This is a genomic window from Shewanella gelidimarina, from assembly GCF_023283945.1.
Lineage (GTDB): Bacteria > Pseudomonadota > Gammaproteobacteria > Enterobacterales > Shewanellaceae > Shewanella > Shewanella gelidimarina.
The window spans coordinates 188,747-209,215 of the sequence record NZ_JAKIKW010000002.1 but is presented as its reverse complement, the minus strand read 5'-3'; the positions used below and the strand labels follow the sequence as shown (position 1 = coordinate 209,215).

The 20,469-nt window shown below is 44.9% G+C and carries 14 protein-coding genes; 5 read left to right on the top strand and 9 right to left on the bottom strand.

The features are described from left to right. Nucleotides 1–120 precede the first annotated feature (120 nt). Both ptsP and rppH read right to left on the bottom strand, forming a co-directional pair. Nucleotides 121–2,358: a phosphoenolpyruvate--protein phosphotransferase gene (gene ptsP / locus L2729_RS02780; protein WP_248986877.1), complete on the bottom strand. Its 2,238-nt coding sequence runs from the start codon at nucleotides 2,356–2,358 to the stop codon at nucleotides 121–123. A 15-nt stretch (nucleotides 2,359–2,373) separates the two neighbouring features. Next, nucleotides 2,374–2,895: an RNA pyrophosphohydrolase gene (rppH, locus tag L2729_RS02775; protein ID WP_101090497.1), complete on the bottom strand. Its 522-nt coding sequence runs from the start codon at nucleotides 2,893–2,895 to the stop codon at nucleotides 2,374–2,376. Nucleotides 2,896–3,586: 691 nt separating this feature from the next. On the opposite strand from rppH, the gene mutH reads away from it, so the two are divergent. Beyond that, the gene (mutH, locus tag L2729_RS02770; protein ID WP_248986876.1) at nucleotides 3,587–4,258 is read left to right on the top strand and encodes a DNA mismatch repair endonuclease MutH; all 672 of its coding nucleotides are present in this window, start codon (nucleotides 3,587–3,589) and stop codon (nucleotides 4,256–4,258) included. A gap of 124 nt (nucleotides 4,259–4,382) precedes the next feature. Further along, entirely contained in the window at nucleotides 4,383–5,459 is a 1,077-nt protein-coding gene (locus L2729_RS02765; protein WP_248986875.1) for an adenylate/guanylate cyclase domain-containing protein, read from the top strand. Nucleotides 5,460–5,551: 92 nt separating this feature from the next. On the opposite strand, the gene oxyR is transcribed toward L2729_RS02765, so the two are convergent. The 3 genes from oxyR to mnmL all read right to left on the bottom strand — a co-directional run bounded on the left by oxyR (nucleotide 5,552) and on the right by mnmL (nucleotide 8,161). Further along, nucleotides 5,552–6,451, bottom strand: a complete 900-nt coding sequence (oxyR, locus tag L2729_RS02760; protein WP_248986874.1) for a hydrogen peroxide-inducible genes transcriptional activator OxyR — start codon at nucleotides 6,449–6,451, stop codon at nucleotides 5,552–5,554. Between the two features lie 202 nt (nucleotides 6,452–6,653). Next, nucleotides 6,654–7,019, bottom strand: a complete 366-nt coding sequence (locus L2729_RS02755; protein WP_248986873.1) for an Hpt domain-containing protein — start codon at nucleotides 7,017–7,019, stop codon at nucleotides 6,654–6,656. Between the two features lie 227 nt (nucleotides 7,020–7,246). Further along, nucleotides 7,247–8,161, bottom strand: a complete 915-nt coding sequence (gene mnmL / locus L2729_RS02750; RefSeq protein ID WP_248986872.1) for a tRNA modification radical SAM protein MnmL/YtqA — start codon at nucleotides 8,159–8,161, stop codon at nucleotides 7,247–7,249. A 488-nt stretch (nucleotides 8,162–8,649) separates the two neighbouring features. Between mnmL and gltB the strand changes: the two genes are divergently transcribed. Together gltB and L2729_RS02740 are read left to right on the top strand one after the other, a co-directional pair. Next, nucleotides 8,650–13,098, top strand: coding sequence for a glutamate synthase large subunit (gene gltB / locus L2729_RS02745; protein WP_248986871.1), 4,449 nt, complete (start codon nucleotides 8,650–8,652; stop codon nucleotides 13,096–13,098). 6 nt (nucleotides 13,099–13,104) lie between these two features. Next, the gene (locus L2729_RS02740) at nucleotides 13,105–14,514 is read left to right on the top strand and encodes an FAD-dependent oxidoreductase (RefSeq protein WP_248986870.1); all 1,410 of its coding nucleotides are present in this window, start codon (nucleotides 13,105–13,107) and stop codon (nucleotides 14,512–14,514) included. A gap of 275 nt (nucleotides 14,515–14,789) precedes the next feature. Here the strand turns inward: L2729_RS02740 and L2729_RS02735 are convergent, their stop codons facing one another. Then, on the bottom strand, nucleotides 14,790–15,050 hold the full coding sequence (locus tag L2729_RS02735; protein WP_248986869.1) for a hypothetical protein: 261 nt from the start codon (nucleotides 15,048–15,050) through the stop codon (nucleotides 14,790–14,792). Nucleotides 15,051–15,173: 123 nt separating this feature from the next. Beyond that, complete coding sequence (locus L2729_RS02730; protein WP_248986868.1) at nucleotides 15,174–15,638, bottom strand: hypothetical protein; 465 nt, start codon at nucleotides 15,636–15,638, stop codon at nucleotides 15,174–15,176. 1,897 nt (nucleotides 15,639–17,535) lie between these two features. Between L2729_RS02730 and L2729_RS02725 the strand changes: the two genes are divergently transcribed. Continuing rightward, nucleotides 17,536–18,747 carry a PfkB family carbohydrate kinase gene (locus L2729_RS02725; RefSeq protein WP_248986867.1) on the top strand — a complete coding sequence of 404 codons (1,212 nt, stop codon included), beginning with the start codon at nucleotides 17,536–17,538 and terminating at the stop codon, nucleotides 18,745–18,747. Between the two features lie 137 nt (nucleotides 18,748–18,884). On the opposite strand, the gene L2729_RS02720 is transcribed toward L2729_RS02725, so the two are convergent. Together L2729_RS02720 and L2729_RS02715 are read right to left on the bottom strand one after the other, a co-directional pair. Beyond that, on the bottom strand, nucleotides 18,885–19,859 hold the full coding sequence (locus L2729_RS02720) for a nucleoside hydrolase (RefSeq protein ID WP_248986866.1): 975 nt from the start codon (nucleotides 19,857–19,859) through the stop codon (nucleotides 18,885–18,887). Between the two features lie 363 nt (nucleotides 19,860–20,222). Next, nucleotides 20,223–20,441, bottom strand: a complete 219-nt coding sequence (locus L2729_RS02715) for a hypothetical protein (RefSeq protein WP_248986865.1) — start codon at nucleotides 20,439–20,441, stop codon at nucleotides 20,223–20,225. Nucleotides 20,442–20,469: the final 28 nt, after the last annotated feature.

Sequence of the window (20,469 nt, the reverse complement as noted above, 5' to 3'; positions counted from 1 at the left end):
TCTTGGCTATTTTTACGGTGTTGTAGGCTATTTGTGGAGAATAACTAAACGGCATAGCCTCCGCCTTGTCAAAATAGCCAATAAACTGCGGCAAAAACAACCGTGAAAGATCAACAGCCCCTAGTTAAGTAGCGCCAGCAAGCCCTTTTCTTCACAATAATCGCTAACAAGCGACTTTACCTCCTCTCCAGACGTAAGCGTCAGCGCTTCTTCTAAAAGCACACTGAGCTCCTGTTTGGAGACTCTTCGCAGTAGATAATTGATCCGAGATAAACTAGCCTGGTTCATGCTGAGTTGATCGTACCCCATGGCAACTAACAACATTGCCCCTGTGGGCTCCCCTGCCAGTTCACCACAGACACTGATGGAAAGCTGGTTAGCTTTGCATCGTTCAAGTGCAAATTTAAGCGCCCGAAGCACCCCTGGATGATAGCTATCAAAAAGAGCATTCACATTTGGGTTATTACGATCAACCGCGAGTAAATATTGCGTTAAATCATTTGAGCCGACAGAGACAAAGTCGACCCGCTTTGCAACTTCATCTAACTGATAAAGCAATACAGGGACTTCCAACATGATACCGATCTTAGGCATTGATATCGCTCTACCCAACTCAGCAGTGAGCTCTTGATGCGCCTGTTCAAAGTAGACTAACGCCAAGTCTATCTCCTCTAAATTACTCACCATCGGCAGTAAAACATGTAACTGTCCAGGATCACTTGCGGCTTGTAGCATTGCCCTTAACTGCACTAAAAACAACTCAGGGTGATCTAAACTAAGCCTTATTCCGCGCCAGCCGAGAAATGGGTTGTCTTCAACGATCGGAAAATAATCAAGCGGCTTATCACCACCCACGTCCAATGTACGCATCACCACAGGCTTGCCTTTGGCCGCGGTGAGCACCTTACGATAAACCTCTAACTGCTCTTGCTCACCTGGGAAACACTGTTTCAACATAAACAAAATTTCGGTACGGTATAAACCGATACCATCAGAGTCGCAACCCGTATCGGAGTCAATACTGCTGATCAAACCACTATTGATATAAAGATAAACTCTTAAGCCGTCAACCGTCACGGTCGGTAAAGGTAATTCTGCCGCGTAGCGGCGTTGTAACGCTTTTTCAGCCGCAATCAGGCTCTTGTATTCAGATAATATCGTTGCAGAGGGTTCAACCAGCAACTGACCTCGATTGGCGTTAATAATCAATTGCCGCTTATCAAGATCGGCGTTCAAAATACCATTCACGCCGATGATTGCAGGCACGCCTAACGCACGCGCTAATATCGCGGCATGGGAATTAACGCCGCCAAGTTCAGTGACAATCCCGGCAAGTTTTTGTCTCGGGAATTCAGCCAGTAGCGTTGTACTCGCTTCTCGAGCAATTAAAATAACCGGTGTATCAGGTTCAAGAATGATCTTCTCAGGCTCAATTAACTGCCTAAGTACACGCCGACCAATATCTTTGATGTCACTGGCTCGTTCCTTTAGGTAGAGATCTTCCATGCCATTAAAGTGAGCGATGTAACGCTTAGAAACGCGACAGACTGCTGTTTCAGCGCTCCAGCCTAACCGTACTTCTTTAATGTACTCGCCGCCTAAACTGGCTTTTTCAAGTAACAACAATAACGCGGTAAAAATTGAAGCCGCTTCTTCATCTTTCTCTCTATCAAAACGCTGAGATAAGCCAGCAAGTAGATCTTTACAGCGGTTCATTGCCAATTTAAGGCGAACCTCTTCTTGGATAACCGCGGTAGTCTTAACCTCGGTGAGGTTAAATGATATCTGCCCTCCCAGTAACAGGGCTTTAGCAATCGCAATCCCTTTAGAGGCTGATTTACCTTCGTAATAGAGTGGTTGCTGTGCGGTGTGGTTTACCACCGCCCTGCGTTTTAGTCCTTTAATCGCCATGGCGAGCTGCGCTGCCAGCGTCATTAAAAAGGCTTCTTCTCCCTCGCTAAATAGCCTAGCTTGGGTCTGCTGGACGACGATGACGCCGATGACGGATTTTTGATAAACAATGGGAACGGCAAGAAATGCGTTATAAGCTTCTTCTGATACTTCAGGAAGTAATTTAAATCGAGGGTGGGCAGACGCATCAGCAAGGTTTACCGCTTCTTCACGCTGTGCAACCAAGCCGACTAACCCTTGAGTCAGTGGCAAACTAACACGATTAACAGCATCGGGTTCAAGCCCATCGGTTGCCGATAGGACAAGTTGTTGTTGTTCCAATATATAGACAGAGCAACATTCCGTTGCCATTGCCAGTTTGGTCTGCCGCACAAGCTGCTCCAGCGCATATTCAAGATCTCTGGCTGAAGCAACAACTTGTGTTATATCCCTAAGTGTTTTTAGCACTAACGCAAACCTCCTTTAAATTCTGCGCATACCTCTTCTTTTATGGTTCGACTCTTTAATCTGCAAAGGCAGTGTTGTCGGCGCAAACTCTTTCATGACTTTTCGATAAACATCGCGTTTAAATGAAACCACTTGTCTAACAGGATACCAATAACTGACCCAACGCCAATCATCGAATTCAGGGTGGCCACAGGCGTTTAAATTAATGGCACTTTCAGCACTTTTTAACTGTAATAAAAACCATTTTTGTTTTTGCCCGATACAAACGGGTTTACTATCTTGTCTGATCAATCGCTTCGGGAGTCTATAGCGTAACCAAGATCGTGTAGAGGTTAGGATTTGCACATGTTCTGGCTTTAATCCTACTTCTTCGTATAACTCACGATACATAGCTTCTTCTGCTGACTCACCTTCGTCAACGCCACCTTGAGGAAATTGCCAGGAATGTTGGCCAAATCTTCTAGCCCACATAACCTGCCCAGAGCGATTACAGATAATGATGCCCACATTTGCGCGAAAGCCGTCACTATCAATCACATGGACTCCAAACTATTAACTATTAATGAATTGATTGTTTCACAAAGCTCGCGTTGCAGCAAATATCTGTTCCGCATATTTGTTGGATAAATCTAAGCAAACTCAAACCTTATCAACAGGAGCAAACCTATAAACGCAATTATATCCACAAAATCTGTGGATATCTCTGTTGGAAACTCTCTAGAAGTCCAAATAACTTCACTATCAGCATGAGATAACAAAACAAAGCATCGATTTAAGCCATCCAAATTATATAACAATAACAGCAGCTTAATACGCAATAAGACCATTTTCAACCTTAATTAAGCCTTAACTGTACATTATTTAACCAGAGGATTTAAAATCTAAAAACAGACAGCTGGGATAATGATGTTATTCACAAGTGCAAGTATATAGAGTCATAAAAAAGCAAATAATCGCCCTTAAATAGCATTGACAGATCACATTCATTGCAGTAGTCGTGAGGAAAACGGAAGTTATCCAATAAAACTGTGGATAACTATGTTGGAAAAATAGGGAAAGCACTGGAGTAAGTTGAACAACGCGCATTAAGCCTAAAGCCAATAATCACTTTAAATGATGATATTCAATAACTTACGAATATATATCAATTGGGATTAATTGAATTTAGATTTAAGCTTAAATTTTGACCATGCTTGCTATATAGCAAAACTGCCGTAAAATATTTGCTATGAAAAAATCAACTCAACCACCAAGTACACTTGAAGAGCTAATGTCACGCGCCGAAGCAATGGCAGGACTTACGCTTGGACAACTGGCAAACTACCATCAAGTGGAATCTCCCAAAGATCTAAAACGCCACAAAGGCTGGGTTGGCCAGTTAATTGAATTGGAACTTGGCGCCCTTGCTGGCTCAAGACCCGAACCCGATTTTGTTCATTTAGGGGTAGAGTTGAAAACCATCCCCGTTAACCAAGTGGGTAAAGTACTCGAAACCACTTACGTTACCGTTGCGCCGCTGACGAATATTCTCGGGCTAACTTGGGAGAACAGCGTCGTTTGCCATAAACTGCAATGCGTACTGTGGATCCCTGTTCAAGGCGCTCGAGATATCCCACTTGCAGAGCGCCAAATAGGTTCCCCCATATTGTGGCGCCCATCTGCTGAAGAGACTGCATTATTGAAGCAAGATTGGGAAGAAATAATGGAGCTCATCGCCATGGGAAAAGTCGAAACTATCACTGCTCGCCATGGTGAAGTTCTACAATTACGACCAAAAGCAGCCAATAGCCAAGTGCTAACCCAAAGTATTGACCACACTGGAGCAGTGTCGAAAACGAACCCTCGTGGCTTTTATTTGAAGACACAATTCACTCAAAAGGTCCTTTCTGGGCTTATTTGAGTAAATTCCAACCCAAAACTCACATTCATTTGACTTAGATCACAAATACTACTGGAAATTGTAAGGTGATGTTCTATAGACTAGCGCCTCGTAAAAACAGTAGCAGTTGGATACCCCTTATACAGTGAGAGCACGTATACAAGCGAAGAAATTAGCTTTCGCTATTTTCGGTTGGACTGCAGCCATGGCGGCTTTCGTATTTTTCAGATACGCGCAGACGCCTGAACTTCCTCAGTGGGCCATTGGTTCTGCTGATTTAGCCACGCTTTCAATTTACATGGGGATTATTTTCGGCAGCCTGCACTGGATGTCTAACCTCATTGCTAACTTTAGTGCCATAAACCGCTTACCCTATGTCTTCTCCGTTCTCTTTAAAGGGCTGTTTCTACTGTTAGGAGCAACCACGCTCGCTTATATCACTCAGTATCTCAACATGTGGGCAATTGAAAACCACATGACAACCCTACGACAAATGCTCACGGCACACATTCTTTATAGTCCCGCTTTCCAAGCACTTATCGTTTATCTAGTTGTGGTCAGAGTGGGACTTGCCTTTATCGAACAAATGGCGCTTCTCGTGGGGCCACGGGTGTTACTAAATATTGGCCTAGGCAAATACCATAAGCCCCGATATGAGCAACGATTGTTTCTTTATCTGGATATGGTGGCTTCTACCACTCATGCTGAATCACTAGGCGATTACCGCTTTAGCCGTTTGATCCAAGATAGCTTTAGCCTGTTAGCGGATACGGTGACCAACAACGAAGCCGAGATCTACCGCTATATGGGAGATGCAGTACTTATCCATTGGCCACTTAAAGATGGGATTAAACAAGATCGCTGTTTTAATATCTATCATGAATTTTCGCAGCAACTTAGCTGGCAAAGACGCTATTTTGAAGAGCAATACGGCTTTGTGCCCAAGTTTAAAGCCGCGGCGCATTGTGGCCAAGTGGTGGCAGCTGTCGTTGGTGTTCAAAAACAAGAGATTAGTTTCTTCAGTGATGTACTCAATACCTTGGCAAGACTACAAGATCAATGTAATCCCCTCGGCCAAAGAATGTTGATCTCTGGTTCGTTAAAGTCTCGCCTCGACTATAGCGATACCCAATATAACCTCAATAACCTTGGGCCAATTAAGCTAAAAGGAAAACAACACTCTATTGAAGTGTTTGGTGTTACCCCTAAAAATCCGGCATAAAAAAGCCGATATCTCTATATCGGCTTGGTTTGAACTTGCAGTCTCGCTCAGAGGTAAACTGCGACTATCAGCATTAATGGTCTTTATTAAGCTTATTCAAGTAACTTTTGGATCTCTAAGCCTAAGGTTCTAAAAGTTAGAATGCGGCTTGATGTCTGACGCCAAACAAGGCCAATATCCCTATAAGGTGTTTCCCCCGGGGGCGCCATCGTGATTAAATCAGTATTGCTTAAGATCCCTGCATCTATCGCCATTTGCGGTAAAAATGTGGTGCCTAGCTTGCAATTCACCATCTGCACTAACGTATGCAAACTTGTTGCCGCGAACGGGTTGATTTTAGTACTCTCACCTAACTGACATGCGCTAATAGCATGGCCGGTAATGCAATGCTCAGCCTGCAATAAGAAAATACTCTCATCAGGTAAGTCTTGATAATCAATAGGCTCATGGATCTCGTCAGAAAGATCGGTATGCACCACCATTTTAAATGGGTCAATACCCACCTTCATACTATGGTAACCGCTAGTATCCACCGGTAACGCCAGTAGCAACAGATCCAGTTCACCTTTACCTAATGCGTCAACCAGCCTTTCGGTAGTATCCTCTTTTAAGAACAGGGTCAGATTCGGGTAGGTTTCTTTGCAATGCTGAACAACTCTGCTTAACAGAAACGGCGCAATAGTGGGAATACAACCTAAGCGTATTTCGCCGGTCATGGGTTCGCCTTGATGCTTAACCAGTTCGACTAAATCATCAACATCCGTTAGTAATTTGCGTGAACGTAGTACAACCTCTTCACCAATCGCGGTGAAGATAAATGATTTATGGTCACGCTCAATAAGTTGATGCCCTAATTGCTCTTCAAGGTTTTGGATCCCACTTGAGAGCGTAGACTGGCTAACATGACAAATTTTAGCAGCGCGATTAAAATTTTGTTCTTGATGTAAATTGACCAAATAAAACAGGTTTTTCAGACTCGGAAGATGTTTCATAAAGCAGATTACCAATGACGTTATTTATCGAAAGGTTCTATTTAACTCTACCACACTTTACCGAGCCTTCACTTTAAAAACGAAGGCAGAGTGTGAAGCAACGCAAACTGTTTTACCAAATAGAATGAGCTGCATAATGCGTTAAAAAAAATGGCGCTGTTTAGTTACCTAAACAGCGCCATCTCAATATTTGGATCAAAGCTTATGCTTTAGATTCAAGATACTGCTTTAATTCTTGCAGGTCGTTAGCACCATGGTTAACAATTTCGTTTAGCCAAACCGAATGCTCATTTTCCCACGCTGCTTCTTCACCGTGTTGTAATAACTGTGCAAACTGTTGAATACGCTTTAAGCCAACAGAGCCAGCAGCTCCCTTAAACTTATGAGCTTCACTGCACAATGTATCTTTATCTTTCGCTTCATAAGCGTTAACTAGATTGCCAATATATTCAGGCATTAACTGCTCAAACAATACGACACTTTTAAGTAGCGTACCTGCGCCAATTGCACTGCAGTACTGCTCCAGTGTATTAAGATCCAAGATTGATTCTAATTCAGCTGCTGCCATCTAGGCACCTCTCAAAATGATTGCCGTGTATTTAAAAGACGATTTTACCACATAATACCCGCTAAAATGATAGGCGCAACAACTAGTGTCATATGTAGTTAAATTCGTTGGTTATTTAACCTTTTATTAACCTTTGATTAATCAAAAAACATCACCATTCGCTAAATATAGTCAGTTTTACCAAGCGGCATTTAATATGCATTACAAATCGCTTACGCCATAAGTAGTTAAGATATTGCTAAATGACTACCTTGCGCGCCTTTGGCTTTTAAATCATCAACAATAGCCACTAAACCATCCCAGCGAAAAGCACACCAATCAGGTGCTAAAAGCATAGGTTTTTTAGCATAGGCAGTTACTCGATGAAAGATTATGTCTTTAGGAGTACGACGGATTAACTCTCCCACACTGTAGGCATAATCCTCTATGGCTAACAACGCCATTTTGTCATTGCGCCAGGCTTTAGCCATGGTGCTACCTTCTACAATATGCAAAGGGTGTAGCTTCAAGCCATCAACGCCTGCTTCTAACACTTTATCTAACGTATTGAGGTAGTCAGAATGCCCTTCTCCAGGTAAACCCAAGATCAAGTGTGTACAGACTTTAATGCCTTTTGCTCGGGCACGCTTTACCGTATTAGCATAAACCTCAAAATCGTGGCCACGATTGATCTTCTTTAAGGTTCTATTATTGGCCGTTTGCAAACCCAGCTCTAACCAGACATCTAGCCCTTGCTGCTGATAATCTGCCAATAACGTTATCACTTCATCAGGCACACAATCAGGGCGTGTGCCGACACATAAACCGACAATATCACTGTCTTGTATCGCTTCATCGTATTTCTGCTTTAACACTAAATACTCATCGTAAGTACTGGTGTACGCCTGAAAGTAAGCAATATATTTCGAAGGTTTGGTTGATAACCTCTCACGGCCTTGGCTTAACTGAGCTTGTATCGACAACTCAGTTTTATGCTCATGGCTAAACGAGGCCACGTTGCAGTATGTGCATCCACCTTTGCCAAGTGTGCCGTCTCGGTTTGGACAGGTAAATTTTGCATCAATTGTCAGCTTACGGATCCGCTCTCCATATCGCTGCTTACAAACACTGCCAAACGTATTAACGTAACTATCCAAGCCCAAAGCAAATCACCTAACCTAAAAATTTGCGTCATTCTATTCATTTCCTCAATTCATTTATTAGCGCTAGCTCAAATAACCGTAATTTCGTTGCAAACTTTATGCTGTACACATTAACTGAGAAACAACATCGACTTATGCATAAATAGTCAGACCCCAAAGTGATTATCATTTCACTGTATTTGCAATAAAAATCACTTTCCTCAAATAGGTTATAATCGCCAAACTTGTTGCAAATACGTAAACCCGAATAAGCGCGCAATTTAAAATTCTTTTTATTCATAAGGTTATACGGAACATTTTACAGTTTACGTAAAGGTAAACCAAGTAAAACAAGCGTATGAATTAGTTAGGCTTGTGTAGATATTATGCAATAATTTGGTTTGACCTTTAGAGCGCTTAGGGTTAATTTGATTGATTCGGGTGAATATCTATAGATATTTTTTGCTTTATCTCCCGAGTAGTATCGGTTGAAGTTAGGGAGTGTACAAATGAGCTTATATCATCCAAGTTTTGAACGGGACAATTGTGGTTTTGGGCTTATAGCTCAAATGGACGGTGAAGCGAGTCACCGTATAGTACGTACCGCGATTCACGGGTTGGACCGCATGAAGCACCGTGGTGGTATTGCCGCAGATGGGCGCACTGGTGATGGTTGCGGGTTATTAATGCAACTGCCGACGGAATTTTTTAAAGCAATTGCAGCAGAAAATGATTGGCATTTAAGCCGTCGTTTTGCTGTGGGTATGCTTTTTCTTAGTCAAGATAAAGAGCTGGCATCACAAACCAAGCATCTAATAGAACAAGAGCTACAGAAAGAAACCTTAAGTGTGGCTGGCTGGCGAGATGTGCCGGTTAACCCAGATGTATTGGGCCCTATCGGCAAGGCAAGTCAGCCGCAAATTGTTCAAGTACTCATTAACGCGCCTATTGGCTGGCGTGAAAAAGACTTAGAGCGTCGTCTATACATGGCAAGACGCCGTGTAGAGCAGCAACTAAGCCACGATAAAGATTTTTATATTGCCAGTTTATCAGGCCAAGTCATCGTCTATAAAGGCTTGATGATGCCTGCAGATCTGCCATCATTTTATACCGACTTGGCTGATATACGTTTGCAAAGTGCTATCTGTTTATTCCACCAGCGCTTTTCAACCAATACCTCACCAAAGTGGCCATTGGCGCAACCTTTTAGATATTTAGCTCACAATGGCGAGATCAATACCATTACTGGCAACCGTCAATGGGCTAGAGCGCGTGCTTATAAGTTTCACGCCCCGCTGCTACCCGACCTGCAGCAAGCTGCGCCTTTCGTTAATGAAACGGGCTCAGATTCATCATCATTAGATAACATGTTAGAGATGTTGCTAGCCGGCGGCATGGACCTTTACCGAGCCATGCGCTTGCTTATTCCACCAGCGTGGCAGAGTAATCCAGAAATGGATGTAGAGTTAAAAGCATTCTATGACTTTAACTCTATGCGCATGGAACCTTGGGATGGCCCGGCTGGCATCGTTATGACCAATGGTCGCCATGCTGCGTGCGCCGTCGACCGTAATGGTTTGCGTCCATCGCGTTATGTCATCACTAAAGATCGTATTTTAACGCTGGCCTCAGAAGTCGGCATTTGGGACTACGCCCCAGATGAAGTGATAGAGAAAGGTCGCGTTGGCCCAGGCGAACTGCTGGTGCTAGATACCTTAAATGGTCAACTTTACTCTTCATTTGAGATTGATAACGACCTTAAACGCCGCCACCCATACAAAGAGTGGATGGCTAAAAACAGTAAAGTATTAAAACCTGCAGAAGATTTTGGTCCTAACGAGCAAGGCTCTCGAGAATACAGTGACGACCAACTGCTGCAATATCAAAAGCAGTTTGGTTATTCGCGTGAAGAGTTAGAGCAGGTCATTTGGGTTCTGGCGCAAAAAGGCGAAGAAGCGACGGGCTCAATGGGCGACGACACGCCAATGGCAGTGCTGTCCAAAAAGTCACGCACTATCTATGATTACTTCCGTCAAAAGTTTGCTCAGGTGACTAACCCGCCTATCGATCCACTGCGCGAAAAACACGTTATGTCTCTCACTACCTGTGCTGGTCGTGAGCAAAACTTGTTTAACGAAACCACCGGACACGCTTATCGAGTGATGTTCAATTCGCCGGTACTGCTCTATAGCGATTTTAATCAGCTGATGGCATTAGATAGCACTTACTACCGTGCTAACACCATCGATTTGAATTACGACTTAAGCGAAGGTCTTGAAGCCGCGGTTAAACGTATTTGTGATGAAGCTGAGCGTCTGGCCAGAACAGGTACCACACTGCTTATCCTGTCCGATCGAGCGACAGCGAAGTCAAAGCAAGTGATCCCCGCGGCGATGGCCGTAGGCGCTGTACAGCAGATTTTAGTGAATAAGAGTCTGCGCTGCGACACTAACATTATTGTAGAAACCGCATCGGCGCGAGATCCGCACCATTTCGCGGTATTAATTGGCTTTGGCGCCACCGCCATTTACCCCTACTTGGTGTATGAGTGCATTTCAGATCTCGCCAAACTTAACGGTGTTGAAAATACCCGTGACTTAATGCTGAACTTCCGTCTCGGCATCGATAAAGGCCTGCGTAAAATCATGTCTAAGATGGGTATTAGTACCGTTGCATCTTATCGTTGTAGTCAGCAGTTTGAAGCCGTTGGCTTGGCCGATGAAGTGGTCGAACTGTGCTTTAACGGAGTGATCAGCCGTATTCAAGGCGCGAGTTTCGCGTTAATTGAACAAGATCAGCAACTGCTGCACAAAAATGCCTTCAGAGCGCACCAAGCATTATCACAAGGTGGTTTGCTGAAATATGTTGAAGGTGGTGAGTACCATTGCTTTAACCCCGATGTGGTCAATACCCTACAAGCCAGTCTTCGCGATCAAGATTACGTCAACTACAAACGCTTTACTGAGCTGGTAGATAACCGTCCTATTGCAACGTTAAGAGACTTGATTGCCGTAAAGGGTGAGCTTGCCGCCATTGATGTTGCAAAAGTGGAAGCCGCTAAAACACTTTTCACCCGTTTTGACAGTGCTGCGATGAGTATCGGCGCACTCAGCCCTGAAGCTCACGAAGCATTAGCAGTGGCAATGAACCGCCTTGGCGGTCGCTCCAACTCGGGTGAAGGCGGAGAAGATCCACGCCGCTTTAACACCGAAGGTAACTCAGCCATTAAACAAGTTGCCTCTGGCCGTTTTGGTGTCACAGCGCATTACTTGGTCAATGCCGAAGTATTACAAATTAAAATTGCGCAAGGCGCTAAGCCTGGTGAGGGTGGACAGCTCCCTGGTGATAAAGTCAGTGTTGAAATTGCCGCCCTGCGTAATGCGCGCCCTGGTGTCACGCTAATTTCGCCACCGCCACATCACGATATCTACTCTATTGAAGATTTGGCGCAGCTCATTTTCGATCTGAAGCAGATTAACCCTAAGGCCTTGGTCTCAGTCAAACTGGTTTCAGAACCCGGTGTGGGAACCATTGCCACCGGCGTGGCTAAAGCCTACGCCGATATGATCACCATTTCGGGTTATGACGGCGGCACAGGTGCTAGCCCTATTACCTCGGTGAAATATGCGGGCAGCCCATGGGAGCTAGGCCTTGCAGAAGTACATCAATCGTTAGTCACCAACGGCCTACGTCATAAAATTCGCTTACAAGTGGATGGGGGACTAAAAACCGGTAAAGACGTGATTAAAGCCGCGCTCCTTGGCGCCGAAAGCTTTGGCTTTGGTACCGTGCCGATGATTGCACTCGGGTGTAAATACCTGCGTATTTGTCACCTAAATAACTGTGCAACAGGCGTTGCGACGCAGAACAAGCAGTTACGTAATGAGCATTACCACGGTTTGCCAGAGCGTGTGATGACTTACTTTGAGTTTGTCGCACAAGAGATCCGCGAATACATGGCGGACTTAGGCGTCACCGAATTTGAACAGTTAGTCGGTCGTAGCGATTGGCTGGTTGCGCTTGAAGGTGAAACCGCTAAGCAGCAAGGTTTAGATCTCACCCCCATTCTGTATCGCCCAGAGGTGCCAGAAACATCGGCAGTGACATGGCGCGAAACCAATCCACCATCAGATCAAGGCACATTAAATAAACGCCTAGTTGAAGATTGCAAAGACGCAGTACTCGCCGGTGAATCTATTTGTGAGATGTTTAACATCAACAATACAGATCGCTCAGTGGGCGCCAGCCTTTCAGGATATATTGCAACCCATATGGGTCGCGACGGTGCTAAATCTCCTATTATGTTGAAGTTTAACGGCAGTGCCGGCCAAAGCTTTGGCGTGTGGAATGCCCCAGGGCTTGAACTCATGCTCTGCGGTGACGCTAACGATTACGTGGGCAAAGGTATGTCCGGTGGTAAAATTTGTGTTTACCCACCTTTAGGCAGCCCATTCAAATCAGAACGTTCAACCATTTTAGGTAACACCTGTTTATATGGCGCATCTGGCGGTAAATTGTTTGCCTCGGGTCAGGCTGGCGAGCGTTTCGCTGTGCGTAACTCCGGCGCGATTGCCGTGGTTGAAGGTTTAGGTGATAACGGTTGTGAATACATGACCGGCGGCATCGTTGTGGTACTGGGTAAAACAGGCGTTAACTTTGGTGCGGGCATGACCGGCGGTTTTGCTTACGTATTTGATCAATTTGGCCGCTTTAATCGTCGGGTCAATACTGAGATGGTCGACACCCATAAAGTAGTGTCAGCGATTCAGCAACAACATCTGCGTGAGTTGATTGAGCAGCATGTAAAAGAAACCAACAGCGAACATGCCAAGATGATCTTAAGTGATTTCGAGAACTGGATAGATTGCTTCATCTTAGTGAAACCGAAAAATGTTGAGCTAAGCGATCTGTTAAAGTTAGAGCCATCAGAACCTGCACTAGCAGTCAGAGCGGGGTAAATAAAAATGAGCAATGATTTTCAGTTTATTGAAGTTGGTCGCAAAGACCCCACTAAACACGCTGCCAAACAACGTGCTACGGAGTTTATAGAGATTTATCAACCTTTTGCTAAACAACAGGTAGTAGAGCAATCTGACCGCTGTCTCGACTGCGGTAACCCCTATTGTGAATGGAAATGCCCACTGCATAACTACATTCCTAATTGGCTGGAGTTAGCAAAACAGGGCCGTATTATGGAAGCGGCTGACTTGGTACACGAGACCAACACGCTACCGGAGGTTTGTGGCCGTGTTTGCCCGCAAGATAGGCTTTGTGAAGGTGCCTGTACGCTCAATGAAGAGTTCGGCGCCGTCACTATCGGTAATGTAGAGAAATACATCACCGATACCGCGATATCTCAAGGCTGGCGCCCTGACTTGTCAAAAGTCACTCTACGTAAAGAGCGCGTTGCCATTATTGGTGCCGGTCCCGCAGGACTAGGTTGCGCCGACATACTCGCCCGTAACGGTGTGCAAGCGGTCGTGTTTGATAAAAACGTGCAGATTGGCGGCCTACTCACTTATGGCATTCCCTCGTTCAAGCTCGACAAAGAGGTAATGCAAGTTCGCCGTAACGTGCTTGAGGGCATGGGCATCGAGTTTAAGCTCGGTGTTACCGTCGGCAAAGATATCGACTTTAAAGAGTTGATTGAAAACTACGACGCCGTTTTTCTCGGTATGGGCACCTATACCGCGATGAAAGCCAACCTTGTGGGTGAAGATGCTCAAGGCGTTCATCAAGCATTACCTTATCTTATCGGTAACACCCATAACGTCATGGGCACCGAGTGTATCGATAACCCTTATCTAAGCCTTAAAGGTAAGCGCGTTGTGGTACTCGGTGGTGGTGATACCGCAATGGATTGTGTCCGCACCGCAGTGCGACAAGGGGCAACGACAGTCACTTGTGCCTATCGCCGTGATGAAGAAAACATGCCAGGTTCACGCCGCGAGGTTAAAAATGCGCGTGAAGAAGGCGTTGAATTTCTGTTTAACCGCCAGCCCAGTGAAATTAAAACCGTCGATGGCAAAGTGGCGGGTATCGAGTGCATTGAAACCGAGCTCGGTGAGCCCGATGCCAGTGGTCGCCGTCGCCCCGTGCCAATTGAGGGCAGTGAACAAGTCCTTGAAGCTGACGCCATCATTATCGCCTTTGGTTTCCAACCAAGCCCGGCAAAATGGTTAGCTGATTTTGATATTGAGCTTAATGACTGGGGTTTAGTCAAAGCGCCAAAAGTGGCCGACAACCCATTCCAAACCAGCAACCCGAAAGTGTTTGCCGGTGGCGATATGGTCCGAGGTTCTGATTTAGTCGTTACCGCGATAGCCGAAGGTCGCGATGCCGCACTCGGTATTCTCAATAGCTTTGAGGACTAATTTTTAAGTTCTAAGATTTAAGTTTGTGATTGGCGCTCTGTAAAGAGCGCTTTTTTTGTTTGTAATTTGACGAGTGAACTATTGGATAGCTCGCTTTGGGACAGAAATGAGCTGGTGTTAAAACTCTGGAAATAACTATTGTCATTAGGGAAAGTATTGCAATCGGATATACGGTAACGCCTTGCTAAGCGGCGCAGAATAGTTGGCTAAAATGTTGAGGGACGAAAACAGTCAACTGTATTTTGTCCTGCTTGAACAGCTTGCTATATGCCGATTTAATCAGATCCTAATGAGGCATCTACACTTGATACTCCATTTGCGGAGCCTGAACCAAACTCTTTTGAGCTAGGAGTAACGATATCTTGGCTTCGATTAAAAAGCCATAAACCTATACCACCAATAAAAGGCAGAAGCCAAACAACAATAATTTGAATGACCTTTTGTATAGGCTCCAAATCTTGATGTCTTCCGATATAAAAACTAACTAATATATTGAGAAGAAAAAAGATACCTAACAGTATTAAAAGATACTCCATTTGAATTCATCTCCTTAGGCATATAACGCCTCAAACACTGGCGCGTAGGTTGGCGCAGCTTTTGCTGCTTTTGGTTTTTAGCAAAAACCGCGACAGCCGTTATGCGTCCAGTGATTTGACTTGTTAGTTTTGTTTTACACCGATTATAGAACCTTGACCACTTTCTGCTTTTTTATGTTCTTTTTCTAGCCACTCAGGAATAGGGTTAATTCCTTTGTGTTTGTAATGTTCCAGCATTAAGCCAAGAAGTCGCGACCGTCTCTTGATATACAAATCAAGATCGTTAATTTTATCGCTAACGATGTCCATTTTATTTATATGGTCGTCAAACTTAGCTTTATCAACAGAGGTGCCACCCAACACATAGCCCGATTTTCCTTCCACCGCTTTCACCGTATAAATAGAGTTCCACTTATGAACAAGATGGGCATATTGCTTTACAGAATTTCGTAGCTTTTTGGTAAGGATACACGTTGTAATCAATTTCCAAATCAACAAATCCCTCAATATAAGAAATGCAGGCAATAATATATATGTTCCAACACCTGCGATAACAACTTTTAGAACTGATGCCCACGTAAGATCCATATCTACCTCTTAAAAAACTAACATTTTAATATACGGCTTGTGCGTTTTGCCAAAAAAATGTTGAGAAAGCGTGCACAGTAAAAAGTCTGAAAAGTTTATTAATAACAGCTTATTAAACATTTACGCTTAAAATTGTATCCAATACACCTAGGGAGAAAAGTGGGTCGCACACTTTGCTTTCCGGTTATCTGAACTTTTCATGAACGCACACTTACATCTTACTGAATTTATACAAGTTACTAACACTGCACAATAGTAAAGCGTGAATTGAATCTAAGAAAGTGCTCTGTTTCCACAAATAAACCAATAATACTGTATATCCAACCACCCTTTCTTACTTAATCCAATGCGGCTTGCGTCTATGCCATTTGAGCTCGTTTCTAACTAGCTTCGGGCAGAAGTGAGTTACCTTCAGACAAAGGCGGTTCCAATGACCTGCGGTGGTGCTGCACAAGGATGTGCCAATGTCGTGATCACATGGATGTGAATGAACGACCGCATGTGCAGACGCTACTGAGGTTCGCTACAACTCTTAATAACAGAAAGGGGTTATGAAAAGCGTAATACTTCGCTATTTGAGTTTTCAATTTAAAGACAGAAACCTTAAATTAAACGATATTACCAACCAGAATAATCTTTACTCACAGATACCAATCTCCCCCGTTGGAAATTTTCGCTTTTCAGACAATTTCGCCGGGGCGCTGAGGGATTGACTCTTATGAAATCAAGAGCGGGCGCAAGCGCTTTACCCCTTGGCTCTGGTGTGGGCGAAGCGCCACGACTCACCTCGGCCGTAAGGCCGTATCTTTAGTGGTTCCAATTGCCTGCGGCAGGCGTCTACTGAGGCACGCTTTTCGCCATCCATGGCCGCTCTGTGGTTTCATCCCTGAAACCGAAGGCCTCAGCCGTATCTACACTGGGTTGGAAAAGCACAACACTCCAGCTTCTGTATTTTCAATTTAAAAACAGAAATCTAACTCCAAAGTTTCTTAGGCAACGAATAACACCATCTCCCCCGTTGGAAATTTTCGCTTTTCAGACAATTTCGCCGGGGCGCTGAGGGATTGCCAAGGGGGACAAGCGCTTTCCCCCTTGGCTCGGGTGTGGGCGAAGCGCCACGACTCACCTCGGCCGTAAGGCCGTATCTTTAGTGGTTCCAATGACCTGCGGTCAGCGCATGTGCAGACGCTACTGAGGCACGCTTTTCGCCATCCATGGCCGCTCTGCGGTTTCATCCCTGAAACCGAAGGCCTCAGCCGCATCTACACTGGGTTGGAAAGCTCAAGACCCCGACTCTTGTGCTTTCAATTAAGAGCACCAAAGTAACCACTCCATATAACGAATAGAAAACACCAATTCCCCATCGAAGTTGCCGCAATGCGTTGGAAACTCTTTATAAACCAGAGTCGCGTAAGTCCAGACATGGATGTCTGGCTAGCTTTCGCGGGGCAGGTCGTTCCTTGGCATCCATGCCACCACGACATTCGTAAGTCCATTTACATCAGATGCCCCATCGGAAGCGTTAGCGATTTATCCATAAGCATAAGGAAGACAACTTCGTCGGGGCGGCACGGGACTTCTTTTGTAAGAATTAGGCAAGAGGGGATTGCTGTTGATCCCCTTTTGGCCGAGTGTGAGCTGGAAGCTCGCGACCTTTATCAAACGAAGTTTGATTGCTATCGCTGTAAAGCTCGGGTGTGGGCGAAGCGCCACGACATTCTCGGCCGCAAGGCCGCATCTCTAATAGTTTAAATAACTGGCTGAGTAGCAAATATGCAAACTACACCAAAGGGATTCAGGGCCCCCCCCTAAAAAACAAACCAATTGGTGCGTTTACCATGCTAAGCTTTTATCTTAATCACAACCTCAACAATACTCTGCGCGTATATTCGACCCTATGAACAAACTAAGCCGAAATGAAAGACTGACTGTTATCTTAAAACTGCTCAGTGAACATAAAACCTTATCAAATGCACAATTAGCCAAGTTGCTTCAGGTGACGCCAAAGACCATTCGTTGTGATCTGGTGCAACTCGAAAATGAACAGCAAGTGATAAGGACGCATGGTGGTGTTCAAATTTCTGTTAATTTCGATGCCGATAAATATTGCCTGGATAGATTACTGTCTCAGTTAACCGCCAGCAAAACGTTATCAGGTCTTATGACTCAGAACCTCATGGAAAATAGGGTCAACAACATGAAAAATAATATTTTTATACTCGGTTCCTTTAATGTCGACATCGTCGCCACGTTGGAGCGTTTTCCACAACCGGGTGAAACCCTGCATGCGCTAAGCAACAATATCGGTGCTGGCGGCAAGGGAGCGAATCAAGCCTATGCAGCGGCTAAAGCGGGGGCTAATGTCACTTTCATGACCAAAATAGGCAAAGATCAATTTAGCCATTTTGCCAAAGAGCATCTCGCTACAACGGGGATCGATAAAACCATCATCGTCGAATCGGATACCTCTCCAACGGGAAATGCGCTTATTTATGTCTGTGAAACAAGCGGCGAAAATATGATTGCAGTGCATTCCGGTGCTAACACTGAAATCACCTCAGCAGAGATCTTACAGGCTGAACAGCATATCGTCGGCGCTAATCTGTTTTTGACTCAACTCGAAAATAATATCGACGCCATAAGACAATCCATGAAGATAGCCCATACCCATGGCGTTAGAGTGGTACTCAACCCGGCGCCATACCATGAAGACACACCAACGCTGTTAGAGTTTGTCGATGTGATCACCCCCAATGAGACCGAGGCGTCCTTGATGACCGGGATTGAAGTTACCGATCTCAGCAGCGCGAAACTGGCGGCAGAAAAAATCAATCAGATGGGGGTCAATACCGTGGTGATCACCCGTGGCTCTCAAGGTGTTCTTGTGTATGAAAACGAGCACTTCAAAGAGGTGGCAGCCATTAAATGTGTTGTCACTGATACCACAGGTGCTGGAGATGCCTTTAACGGCGCTCTGGTTGCTCAAATGGTAAAAGGCGAAACTCTGTTCAATGCTGCGAAATACGCCAACGCGTACGCATCCTTGGCTGTTGAACGTGAAGGTGCTGCCAATATGCCAGATGCTAGTTTGGTTGCAGCGCGGCTGTAACGCCCAAGGTCACCATAAGCAAGCAAATGCCTCAGTGCATCGACGGATAGCTTGGCCCCAATAAAAAAGCGTAGTGCTTAGCACTACGCTTTTTTTATTTCAAACACTCTTTCAAGCGTCCAATTTGATTTAGGTCATCAGCCTTTTTTGTGGCCGTAATCGATAATACTCTGACGGTAAATCTCAAGCAGTTCAACATCATTAACCGCAACACCCACACGCTGAGGAGGTTGAGTTTCCCATTCGTCATGCATGTAAATTCGACCATCAAACTTTTGTACTGTCATGCCTTCAGCGGGTCCATCGGTGATCACGCGTACTGGCCCTTCTCTTAGGGTAAACAGTTCGGGTTTTATCACATAAGCAATTGCTGATGGGTCATGCACATGGCAAGCATCTAAACCGACTTTCTCTTTATAAAATTTAAGGTAGAAACGGCTAACATCCCAGATAAACTGCCCTACTTCACCAGCATCATCACGAAGCTTATCCAGATAATCTGCAGTGAAAAAGCTTTGCTCAGTCACATCCAGTCCAATAATCACTACAGGCCAAGAAGCACCAAAGACGATATCGGCGGCGTGGGGGTCGTCGTGAATATTCGCTTCAGCATAAGGGGTCACATTACCACGATGATCGTTCACTCCGAATGCACCGCCCATAATGACCACTTCTTTGACCAAATTGACAATGTTCGGCTCAGCTTGCAGCGCTAAGGCCAAGTTAGTTAACGGGCCAATAGCCACAATAGTGATCTCATTGGGCTCTGCCGTTACCGCATCAATAATGTATTGGTATGCAGGGCGTGAGTCTGCCTTACCTTCGACTTCGGCTGGCACTTGAACATCGCCGAAACCACTCTCGCCATGTACGGCAACGGTAGGGCCAACGGGAGGCCTAACCAAAGGCTTACCAGCACCTTCAGCAACATCGGCCTTAAATCCGTATTTCTGCTTCAGATAAAGTGAATTATGAGTCGCTCCTGCTATCGTCACATTACCGTAAATAGTGGTTATTGCTTTCAGCTCAATCTCAGGGTGTGCTTCTGCGAACAGGATCGCCATTACATCATCAATGCCCGGATCTGTGTCTAATATGATTTTTTTTACCATTGAATCTATCATCCTGTTATGTGGTGTATCTATGTCTACGGTTTCATTCCTTAGCGCCCAGCGCTGGGTGAATGGGAAGTAGACAATGAATGAGTGGAAAGTTTAGCAGCTTAACTTGTCAGTTAGGCTTAGTCCCGCAAAACCCTTGGTAACGAGTCGAGCAAAGCGAATGCCAATAACGAGTAAGCTAAAATTAACTCAAGATAGCTAGGGGCTGTTGATCTTTCGAGCTTAGTTTTTGTTCGACTCTTTCCCGTAAAGAATAATGATTTGAGTACAAGGCTTGAGCGATGATTTAGCAATCTAAGCGAAAAGCTCGTAACGCATTCTAGTCATAAAAGACTAAAATTATTGAAACGAACCCTAAGGGCCGCGCTTCTTGGCTATTTTTACGGTGTTGTAGGCTATTTGTGGAGAGTAACTAAACGACATAGCCTCCGCCTTGTCAAAATAGCCAATAAACTGCGGCAAAAACAACCGTGAAAGATCTACAGCCCCTAATATACGAGGAGAGTCGAGCAATGAGTGTGATAGATCCTCGAACTTGTACCCAAAAGAGAACAACTCAGTTCGTTTAAGCAAGGTTCACAACCTCTATATGGTCAAGTTC

Excerpts from the sequence above, each read along its gene's own strand:
- oxyR (WP_248986874.1), bottom strand. The coding sequence starts at position 6,451 with ATGAAACATCTTCCGAGTCTGAAAAACCTGTTTTATTTGGTCAATTTA.
- L2729_RS02730 (WP_248986868.1), bottom strand. The coding sequence starts at position 15,638 with ATGGATCTTACGTGGGCATCAGTTCTAAAAGTTGTTATCGCAGGTGTT.
- L2729_RS02735 (WP_248986869.1), bottom strand. The coding sequence starts at position 15,050 with ATGGAGTATCTTTTAATACTGTTAGGTATCTTTTTTCTTCTCAATATA.
- L2729_RS02755 (WP_248986873.1), bottom strand. The coding sequence starts at position 7,019 with ATGGCAGCAGCTGAATTAGAATCAATCTTGGATCTTAATACACTGGAG.
- L2729_RS02740 (WP_248986870.1), top strand. The coding sequence starts at position 13,105 with ATGAGCAATGATTTTCAGTTTATTGAAGTTGGTCGCAAAGACCCCACT.
- mutH (WP_248986876.1), top strand. The coding sequence starts at position 3,587 with ATGAAAAAATCAACTCAACCACCAAGTACACTTGAAGAGCTAATGTCA.
- L2729_RS02725 (WP_248986867.1), top strand. The coding sequence starts at position 17,536 with ATGAACAAACTAAGCCGAAATGAAAGACTGACTGTTATCTTAAAACTG.
- gltB (WP_248986871.1), top strand. The coding sequence starts at position 8,650 with ATGAGCTTATATCATCCAAGTTTTGAACGGGACAATTGTGGTTTTGGG.
- L2729_RS02720 (WP_248986866.1), bottom strand. The coding sequence starts at position 19,859 with ATGGTAAAAAAAATCATATTAGACACAGATCCGGGCATTGATGATGTA.